This is a genomic window from Streptomyces scabichelini (assembly GCF_011045015.1).
Classification (GTDB): Bacteria; Actinomycetota; Actinomycetes; order Streptomycetales; family Streptomycetaceae; genus Streptomyces; species Streptomyces scabichelini.
The window spans coordinates 25389-34406 of sequence record NZ_JAAKZY010000109.1 but is presented as its reverse complement, the minus strand read 5'-3'; the positions used below and the strand labels follow the sequence as shown (position 1 = coordinate 34406).

The following is a 9018-nucleotide window of genomic DNA, read 5'->3' as shown; positions in this document are numbered from 1 at the left end:
GGCCCACACCCCGGCCCGCCTCCGGCCCACCCTTGACATGTTGAAGAACTTCATTATGGTGAAGGTCACCGTTCCGAGGTGCTGAACGAGGGGCGACACGTGGGCGACAACAACGCGGCCGACAACGAAGTCCGTTCCGACGCCGACGTGTCCATTGCCTCGTTGGGCGAACAGATCCGATCCCTCCGTAAGAACCGTGGATTCACCCTGGAGGAGCTGAGCAGTCGCTCGAACGTGAGCACGGGCCTCATCAGTCTGCTGGAGCGAGGGAAGGGAAATCCCTCGTTCGCCAGCCTGATTCAACTGGCGCACGGGCTCGACGTTCCGGTCGGCCGGCTGTTCCACGGGGAAAGCTCAGCCAGTCCTGTAGTGCGGGCGAAGGAGCGCCGCACTCTCGAATGGCATGGAGACGAAAAGCTCGACGGTGCCCGCTACCAGCTGCTCACCCCGTCCCTGAAGGGCGCGCTCGAGGTCGTCTGGCTGGAAACCGAGCCGGGACACGACACCAGCGCCACGCCCTTCAGGCACAACGGCGAGGAGTTCGGCATCGTCCTGTCGGGGACGACGGACGTCTATCTCGACGGCGTCCGGCACCGCCTCGAAGCGGGTGACTCCATCACCTACGCGTCGAGCATTCCGCACTGGTACGTCAACGTCGGCGACGAACCGTCGACCGCGATCTGGGTGATCACCCCGCCCACCTGGTAGTTCAGGGCTGACGGGACTCTCACCTCACCCCTTTCTCCCCTGCGCGTCAGGGCAACGCCGCCCGCGCCTTCCTTCACCGTTCTCGATCACCGGACCTCGCAGGGCAGGCACTGAGCGCTGCCCGCGGGTGCGGTCACGCCGTCGTTCCGTCAGGGCCTCCGGGCCTCCTGCGGCGATCACGCATGCCCGCGACGGCCTACCGATGTAACAGACAAGGAGACAACGTGGCCGACCACAACGGATCCGTGACTCTGGAGTCCATCGACGCACCGGTGGTGCGCCGCAGCGACGTCGTCGTCGTGGGCGGTGGCCCGGCCGGCGTCAGCGCCGCGGTCGCCGCCGCGCGCACCGGCGCCCAAGTGACGCTGCTGGAGCGGTACTCGGCACTCGGCGGTCTCGCCTCCGGCGGCATGGTGCTGGTACTCGACGACATGTGCAACGCCGACGAGATCACGGTCACCGGCGTGGTGGACGAGTACGTCGCCCGCATGGCCGCCATGGATCTGGCCGTGTACCCACCCCCGGAGGAGCGGATCTCCTCACCCGACGCCTGGGCCAAATGGGGCCGTTGGGGCACCTTCAACTTCCACTCCCACGCCAGCCCGAAGCCCATCTGCTACGCCGTCGCCTTCGACCCGGACGGCTGGAAGCGGGTATCCAACGACCTCGTCCGCGAGAGCGGCGTCCATCTGCGGCTGCACAGCTGGTTCTCCCGGCCGGTGGTGCGGGACGGCGTGATCAAGGGCGTGGTGTGCGAGACCAAGGCCGGTCCGCAGGCCGTCCTCGGCGACGTCGTCATCGACACCAGCGGCGACATCGACGTGGCCTCACGCGCGGGAGCCCCGTACACCGAGGGCCGGTACATCGTCACCCTCGTCTCCCGGCTCGGCGGCGTGGACACCGACGAGGCGCAGCGCTTCGAACTCGAGAACCCGCGTGAGTTCCGGGCCGTCAACCGGAAGATCAAGCGGATGCTCGGCGGTGCCTGGGACCTGTGGTGGCTCAAGACTCCGGTGCCGGGCGTCGTGTGGTGCAACTGCCCGCACATGACGGGGTACGACGGGGCCGATCCGGACTCGCTCACCGCGGCCGAGTTCGACGCCAGGTCGCGGATGGGCCCCGTCGTGGAGTACGCGCGGGAGCATCTGCCCGGCTTCCGGAACTGCTATCTCCTCGACGTGGCCGAGCAGATGGGGGTCCGTCAGACCCGGCTCCTCGACGGGGAGTACGTCGTCACCAAGGACGACATCGTCTCCCGCCGCCACTTCCCCGACACCGTGGCCCGCGGCCGGGACTACTACTACCCGTACCGGGCCCTCGTTCCCCGCGCCGTCGACCAACTCCTCGTCGCGGGCCGCCACTACTCCGCCACCCCCGACGCCCAGCGCATGTCCCGGGAGATCCCGCCCTGCATGTCGATGGGCCAGGCCACGGGTGTTGCGGCGGGCATCGCGGCCGACCGCGGCATCCTCGTCCGCGACGTCCCGGTCGAGGACATCCGCAAGCTGATGCGCGACCAGGGCGCGGACCCGGGCGACGTCCCGTCCGCCAACGCCACCCTCGACGAAGAGAGCGAGGCGGCATGAGCGGCCCGTTGGACGGCGTCACCGTCGTCGACTTCACCCAGGTCTACGCCGGACCATGCTGCACCCAGATGCTCGGCGACTTCGGCGCCGATGTCATCAAGATCGAGCGGCCCGGGACCGGAGACCTGTCACGTACGTCCTTCCCCGACCCGGCAGGCCTCGACAACCCCGTCTTCTGGAGCATCAACCGCAACAAGCGCAGCGTCAGCATCGACATCAGGACCGACGAGGGCAGGCAGACCGTCCTCGACCTCGTGGCCCGCGCGGACGTGGTGACCTCCAACTTCCGCGCCGGCGTCATGGATCGCATCGGCTTCGGCCACGAGGCGCTGCGCGCCGTCAACCCGGCGATCATCTGGGCCTCGGCGACCGGCTTCGGCACGACCGGCCCGTACGCCCACAAGGGCGGCCAGGACATCCTCACCCAGGCGTACACCGGCGTCATGTGGCGCCGCGCCTCCGACGAGACACCCGTCAGCATCTATCCGACCAGCCTGTGCGACTACACCACCGGCATGCACATGGTCCAGGGCATCCTGCTGGCGCTGCTGCACCGGGAACGCACCGGCGAGGGGCAGAAGGTGGAGATCGCCATGTACGACTCCGTCCTCCACATGCAGATGCAGGAGGCGGCCACCCGCATGAACCGCGGTGCGGAGATCAACTGGGCCGCGATGCCGCTCACCGGGGCGTTCGAGACGACCGACGGCGCGGTGGTCGTGGTGGGCGCCTTCAAGGAGAACCCGCTCCGCGATCTCTGCACCGCCCTGGAGATCGACGAGGACCTGTCGCTGCGCGCTGAGTTCGCCACCACGGAGGAGCAGCAGAAGCACCGGCCGGAACTCCGGCGCCGGTTCGCCGAACGCTTCGCCGGCAACACGACCGCGTACTGGATGAAGCGCCTGGAGGCCCAGGACCTGCTGTGCGCGCCGGTACGCACCATGGAGGAGGCGCTGCGCGACGAACAGACCCTGGTCAACGGGATGATCGTCGAGATGGAGCACCGCACCGAGGGCACGGTGAGGGTCCTGGGCAACCCGGTGCATCTGTCCGCCACCCCGGCCGAGGTGCGCAGGGTGCCGCCGGGGCTCGGCGAGCACGGCGCGGAGGTGCTGGAGGAGATCGGTTACGACGAGGACCGGGTGCGGGGGCTGCGCGAGCGGAGGGTCCTGCGGTGACAGCCATGGAGCAGGCAGCCGACGAGGTGCGCTGTGTACGGGAGTACGACGGGCATGTGGCACGGGTCGTCATCGACCGTCCCCGGGTCCTCAACGCGGTCGATCAGGCAACGACCCAGCGCCTCAAGGAGATCTGGGCCGAGATCGAGGCCGACCGTGACGTACGCGCCGTCGTCGTCACGGGAGCGGGGGAGCGGGCCTTCTCCACCGGCGCCGACATGTCGTCGGGGGCGACTCCCAAGAGCGGACTGGAGTACTGGGCCGGCCTGGACCCCGACGGCTTCGGCGGGCTGAGCCTGCGCGAGACGCTCGACGTGCCGGTCATCGCCCGCGTGAACGGCTACGCCCTCGGCGGCGGCATGGAGATGGTGCTGGGCTGCGACATCGTCATCGCCGCCGAGCACGCCCGGTTCGGCCTCACCGAGCCCCGGGTCGGCCGGATCCCCCTCGACGGAGGCGTGTTCCGGCTCGTGGAGCGCGTACCTCACACCCAGGCCATGGGGCTGCTGCTCACCGGCCGCAAGGTCCCGGCCGCCGAGATGTACCGCATGGGTCTGGTGAACGAGGTCGTACCCGCAGAGCAGTTGGACGAGGCCGTCGACCGCTGGCTCACCGACATCCTGGCCTGCTCACCCGTATCGCTGCGCGCCATCAAGCAGATGGTCCGCCACGGCGCCGGCCTCACCGCCCGTCAGGCCCACGCGCTCCGGCTGCCCGCCCTGATGGACGCCGTGGACAGCGAGGACGCGGCGGAGGGCGTACGCGCCTTCCAGGAGAAGCGCGCACCGGTCTGGCCCGGCCGATGAACCGGCGTACGGACAACGGGACTTGAGCACCCGGCCGACAGCGGAAGGTGAACGCCCGCCCGTGACCAAGAAGACCAAGAAGACCAAGAGGAGAGATCCATGCCCACCCCACTGCTGCCCGGCGTCTGGGGCGTCGTGGCCACACCCTTCGTCGGTTCGACGCTCGACGTCGACGAGTCGAGCCTGGCCCGGCTGGTCGAGCACTACGCCGCGATCGGTGTCACCGGCCTGACCGTTCTGGGAGTCTTCGGCGAAGCCGCTCAGCTCTCGATGTCCGAGCGGCGGACCGTCCTCGAGGTCGTGTGCGACAGCGTCGACCTGCCCCTGGTGGTCGGTGCCACCGGCCTGTCCACGGCACCGGTCGTCGAGGAGGCGAAGCTGGTCCGCGAGGTCGCGGGCGACCGCGTGGCCGGTCTGATGGCGCAGGTCAACTCCCCGCGTCCGGAGACGGTCGCGGCGCACTTCAACGCCGTGCACGAGGCCACCGGGTTCGGCATCGTGGTCCAGGACTACCCGGTGGCCAGCGGTGTCGGCATCCGGCCCGACGACCTGGCCGACGTCGTGCACGACGTGCCGTCGGCCGTCGCGGTGAAGGCCGAGGCGCCCCCGACGCCCGTAGCCATCGGCGCCCAGACCGCGGTCACCGGCATCCCCGTCTTCGGCGGACTCGGCGGCCTCGGACTGCTGGACGAACTCGCCGCGGGCGCCGCCGGGGCGATGACCGGCTTCTCCGCACCGGAGGGGCTCATCGCCTGCGTCGAGGCATACCGCGACGGCGGCTACGAGGCAGCCCGCGAGGCGTATCTCCCCTATCTGCCACTGGTGAACTTCGAAGCGCAGGCCGCCGTCGGCCTCGCCCTGCGCAAGGAAGCCCTCCGACAGCGCGGACTGATCATGGAGTCCGGGGTGCGACCGCCCGCACGCGGGCTGCCCGAGGCCCTCGTACCGCAGCTCCTCAGGCATATCGCGGCGCTGCCGCAGCGGGACCGCGAAGCAGCAGGGGCGGCGCACTGATGGACCTGGGACTCACCGGACGTACCGCCGTGGTCGCCGCGTCCACCGGAGGGCTCGGCCGTGCGGTCGCCGAGGCGCTCGCCGCCGAAGGGGCGCGGGTGGTGGTCTCCGGCAGGCGGGGGGACACGGCCAAGGAGATCGCGGCCGCGCTGCCGGACGCCATCGGTGTCGAGGTCGACCTCGACGCGCCCGAGGGGCCACGCACCCTCATGGACGCGGCACGGGCGGCGTACGGACAGATCGACATCGTCGTCCTCAACGGTCCGGGGCCGAAGCCGGGCAAGGCGTCGGGCGTCAGCGACACCGATCTTGCCGAGGCCACCCACAGCCTGCTCCTGGCCCAGCAACGCCTGGCGACGCTCGCCCTGCCCGCGATGCGTGAGCGCGGATGGGGCCGGATCCTGGCCGTGGGCTCCAGCGGGATCGCCGCCCCGCTGCCCGACCTCGCGCTCTCCAACGCGGGCCGCGCGGCGCTCGCCGCCTACCTGAAGACGCTCGCCGCGGAGACCGCCGCCGACGGCGTGACCGTCAACCTGCTGCTGCCCGGCCGTATCGCCACCGACCGCGTGGCCGCACTGGACGCCGCGAAGGCCGCCCGGGAGGGACGCACGGCCGAGGAGGTGGCCGCCGCCTCGCGGGCCACGATCCCAGCGGGCCGCTACGGGACCCCCGAGGAGTTCGGCGCTGTGGCCGCCTTCCTGTGCGGACAGCCCGCCGCGTACGTCACCGGAACCGCTCTGCGCTGCGACGGAGGCCTCGTACGCAGCCTGTGAACACCTGAGCATCTCAGCACCTGTGCACCTGTCGAGAAGCGAAAGCCCCTCTGAAGCGAGGTAGTCATGAACGACAAGGCAACAGCCCGGTCCCGTCCGGGCCCGAGCAGAATGTCCCGGCGCCGACTGCTGGGCGCGGGCGGCTCTCTCGCCCTCGGCGGCTTCGTCACCGCCTGTGGCGGTGGTCCCAGCGGAGCCGTCGGGGCGGGCGGATCCGGCGGCACCGCCAAGTTCCAGATCGCCTGGACCGGTGACAACGGAGTACTCGGCGAGGTCGTCGCCGACGCCAAGGGCTGGTACGAGGACGCCGGGCTCAAGATCTCCTTCCAGCCCGGCGGCCCGAACGTCAACGGCGTGACCCTGGTCGCCGGCGGCGCCGCGGCCTTCGGCCAGAACGCGTCGAGCCCCGCCATCATGATGGCGCGCTCCCAGGGGCAGCCGGTGAAGGCGTTCGCGGTGGGTGTCCAGGAGCATCCGCTGGCCTATATTTCCCTGCCCGACAACCCCGTCCGGAAGCCGAAGGACCTCATCGGCAAGACCGTCGGCATCCAGACGGGCGGCGACGTGGTCCTCAACGCGGTGCTCGCGGCGAACGGCATCGACACCTCGGAGGTTCAGGTCCAGGTGCTCGGTTCCGACTTCACCCCGTTGAAACGGGGCAAGGTCGACGCCATGGCCGGCTGGATCACCAATCTCCAGGCGATGAGCATTCTCGACGAGTACGAGACGCTGCGCGTGTGGGACTCGGGCGTACACCTTTACGGGAACGTCTATTTCGCCACCGACAAGACGATCGAGCAGAACCCGAAAATGCTCCAGGGGTTCGTCGAGGCGACCGCCCGGGGCTACAAGTACGCGCACGACAACCTCGACGAGGCGGTCGATCTGCTCGTCAAGAAATACCCGAGCCTGGACAAGGAGCCGCAGCTCAAGGCAAGCGAGGCACTGATGAAGCTCGTCTTCACCGAGGCCACCGCGAAGGACGGCTGGGGAGCCATGAGCGAGGCGGTCTGGCAGCAGCAGATCACCCAGTACACCGACCTGAAGCAGTTCAAGTCGAAGCCACCGACCGCGGACAAGGTCATGACGACCGACATCCTGCGGGCGACGGCCACGTCCCGCCCCAAGCTCGGCTGACCGTCCCCGAGGGAGGAACTCCCATGACAGCCAAGACCGCCACGGCAACGGAAACAGCGACCGCCACGGGCCAGGGCGATGCCGGCCCCGGGCGCAGCGTCGAACTGGACGACATCACGGTCACCTTCTCCACCGAACGCGGCGAGGTCACCGCACTGCGCGACATCAGCCTCTCCGTCGACAGCGGCGGCTTCGTCTCACTCCTCGGCCCGTCCGGCTGCGGCAAGTCCACCTTGCTGCGCGTCGTGGCGGACCTGCTGAAGCCGACCACGGGCACGGTCTCGGTGCTCGGCACCTCGGCGCACGAGGCGCGCGTCTCCCGGCAGTTGGGCTTCGTGTTCCAGGACGCCGCGCTGCTTCCGTGGCGTACCGCCCTGGAGAACGTACGACTGCCGCTCCAGGTGGGCGGCGGCGCCAAGGCCGCCGCGTCGGACGGCCAGGACGCCGCGTCCCCCGAGGAGTTGCTGGCCCTGGTCGGCCTTGCGGGGCGCGAACACGCCTACCCCCACGAGTTGTCCGGCGGTATGCGCCAGCGCGTGTCGATCGCCCGCGCGCTGGTGTGCCGCCCTCGCGTGCTCCTGATGGACGAGCCGTTCGGCGCCCTCGACGAGATCACCCGCGACCGGCTCAACGAGGAACTGCTGCGCATCTGGGAGGCGACCGGCACCACGATTCTCTTCGTCACCCACAGCATCGCCGAGGCGGTGTTCATGTCGCAGCAGGTCCTGGTGCTGTCCTCGCACCCGGGCCGGGTGCGCGAGCTCGTACCCGTCGACCTGCCCTCTCCGCGCCGTCTCGACGTCCGCGACACCCCCGAGTTCACCGCACTCGCCGCCCGTCTCCGCCGCCTGCTGGAGGACTGCTGATGCCGCCGACCGCGACAACCCCGGCGACCGAGACAACCCCGGCGGCCACGGCTGCCACGGCCGCCACCAAGGCGAAGGACACCAGGGGCACCCGGACGACTCGCGGACTGCGCCGCGCCCTGCTGCCCGTGGGTGCGGCGGCCGTGCTGCTGACCGTGTGGGAGCTGAGCTGTCGCGTCTTCGGGGTGCCTCAGTACGTCCTGCCGATGCCCTCCGACATCTGGGGATCCCTCACCGAGGACACCGCCCTCCTGATGGACAACGCCTGGCCCACCATCATCGAATCGGCACTGGGATTCCTCGTCGGCAACGTGGTGGCGGTGCTCCTGGCCGTCGTCTTCGTGCACTTCAGGTCGGTGGAGCGGGCGCTGATGCCCGTCGCCCTGTTCATCCGCACCATCCCCATCGTGGCCATCGCCCCGATCCTCGTGATCATGATGGGCAACGGCTACGCCCCGAAGGTCGCGATCGGTGCGCTGATCTCCTTCTTCCCGACACTGGTCAACATGGTGCGCGGGCTCCAGTCCGTGGACCAGCAGTCGCTCGAGCTGCTGCGGGTGCTGTCCGCCTCGCCCTGGGAAGTCCTGTTCAAGGTGCGCGTGTACGCCTCGCTGCCGTACCTCTTCTCCTCGCTGAAGATCGCCACCGGCAACTGTGTGATCGGGGCCATCGTGGCGGAGTGGATCGGCTCGCAGAAGGGGCTCGGCTACCTGATCATCCAGACCACCTACAACTTCAACACCCCTCAGCTGTACGCCGTGATGGTGATCGCCTCCGCCGTCGCGATCGTCTTCTACGCGGCCGTCGGCGTGGCGGAGAAGCTGACGGTGCGGTGGGAGGCGAAGACACCCTGATGCCGCGGCACCCGCAGGCCCCGGACGCGCCGAGGGCTGGCGCCTTGCGGCGCCGGCCCTCGGATTCACCGTGAGGTGTTCGGCAGATCTAGCCCG

At 69.8% G+C, this 9018-nt stretch carries 9 protein-coding genes; all 9 read left to right on the top strand.

All coding sequences use genetic code 11. The features are described 5' to 3' along the window. The first annotated feature begins 99 nt into the window (after positions 1 to 99). The 9 genes from G5C60_RS29410 (at position 100) to G5C60_RS29370 (ending at position 8922) form a co-directional block, all read left to right on the top strand. Positions 100 to 708, top strand: coding sequence for a helix-turn-helix domain-containing protein (locus G5C60_RS29410; protein WP_338145964.1), 609 nt, complete (start codon positions 100 to 102; stop codon positions 706 to 708). Positions 709 to 932: 224 nt separating this feature from the next. Further along, positions 933 to 2294, top strand: coding sequence for an FAD-dependent oxidoreductase (locus G5C60_RS29405; protein WP_338145963.1), 1362 nt, complete (start codon positions 933 to 935; stop codon positions 2292 to 2294). Then, the gene (locus G5C60_RS29400) at positions 2291 to 3472 is read left to right on the top strand and encodes a CaiB/BaiF CoA transferase family protein (RefSeq protein ID WP_165263958.1); all 1182 of its coding nucleotides are present in this window, start codon (positions 2291 to 2293) and stop codon (positions 3470 to 3472) included. Before G5C60_RS29405 ends, G5C60_RS29400 begins: the two co-directional genes overlap by 4 nt. 5 nt (positions 3473 to 3477) lie before the next feature. Continuing rightward, positions 3478 to 4278, top strand: a complete 801-nt coding sequence (locus tag G5C60_RS29395; protein ID WP_165263957.1) for an enoyl-CoA hydratase-related protein — start codon at positions 3478 to 3480, stop codon at positions 4276 to 4278. 99 nt (positions 4279 to 4377) lie between these two features. Next, positions 4378 to 5292, top strand: coding sequence for a dihydrodipicolinate synthase family protein (locus G5C60_RS29390; RefSeq protein ID WP_165263956.1), 915 nt, complete (start codon positions 4378 to 4380; stop codon positions 5290 to 5292). Further along, positions 5292 to 6065 carry an SDR family oxidoreductase gene (locus G5C60_RS29385; RefSeq protein ID WP_165263955.1) on the top strand — a complete coding sequence of 258 codons (774 nt, stop codon included), beginning with the start codon at positions 5292 to 5294 and terminating at the stop codon, positions 6063 to 6065. Before G5C60_RS29390 ends, G5C60_RS29385 begins: the two co-directional genes overlap by 1 nt. Positions 6066 to 6131: 66 nt before the next feature. Beyond that, complete coding sequence (locus G5C60_RS29380) at positions 6132 to 7202, top strand: ABC transporter substrate-binding protein (RefSeq protein WP_165263954.1); 1071 nt, start codon at positions 6132 to 6134, stop codon at positions 7200 to 7202. Between the two features lie 23 nt (positions 7203 to 7225). Then, entirely contained in the window at positions 7226 to 8068 is an 843-nt protein-coding gene (locus tag G5C60_RS29375) for an ABC transporter ATP-binding protein (RefSeq protein ID WP_165263953.1), read from the top strand. Beyond that, complete coding sequence (locus tag G5C60_RS29370; RefSeq protein ID WP_165263952.1) at positions 8068 to 8922, top strand: ABC transporter permease; 855 nt, start codon at positions 8068 to 8070, stop codon at positions 8920 to 8922. The genes G5C60_RS29375 and G5C60_RS29370 overlap by 1 nt, the downstream gene beginning before the upstream one ends. Positions 8923 to 9018 lie beyond the last annotated feature (96 nt).

Bases quoted from the DNA above. Each gene is read 5' to 3' on its own strand.
- G5C60_RS29370 (WP_165263952.1), top strand. From the start codon at position 8,068: ATGCCGCCGACCGCGACAACCCCGGCGACCGAGACAACCCCGGCGGCC.
- G5C60_RS29390 (WP_165263956.1), top strand. From the start codon at position 4,378: ATGCCCACCCCACTGCTGCCCGGCGTCTGGGGCGTCGTGGCCACACCC.
- G5C60_RS29385 (WP_165263955.1), top strand. From the start codon at position 5,292: ATGGACCTGGGACTCACCGGACGTACCGCCGTGGTCGCCGCGTCCACC.
- G5C60_RS29375 (WP_165263953.1), top strand. From the start codon at position 7,226: ATGACAGCCAAGACCGCCACGGCAACGGAAACAGCGACCGCCACGGGC.
- G5C60_RS29400 (WP_165263958.1), top strand. From the start codon at position 2,291: ATGAGCGGCCCGTTGGACGGCGTCACCGTCGTCGACTTCACCCAGGTC.
- G5C60_RS29380 (WP_165263954.1), top strand. From the start codon at position 6,132: ATGAACGACAAGGCAACAGCCCGGTCCCGTCCGGGCCCGAGCAGAATG.
- G5C60_RS29395 (WP_165263957.1), top strand. From the start codon at position 3,478: ATGGAGCAGGCAGCCGACGAGGTGCGCTGTGTACGGGAGTACGACGGG.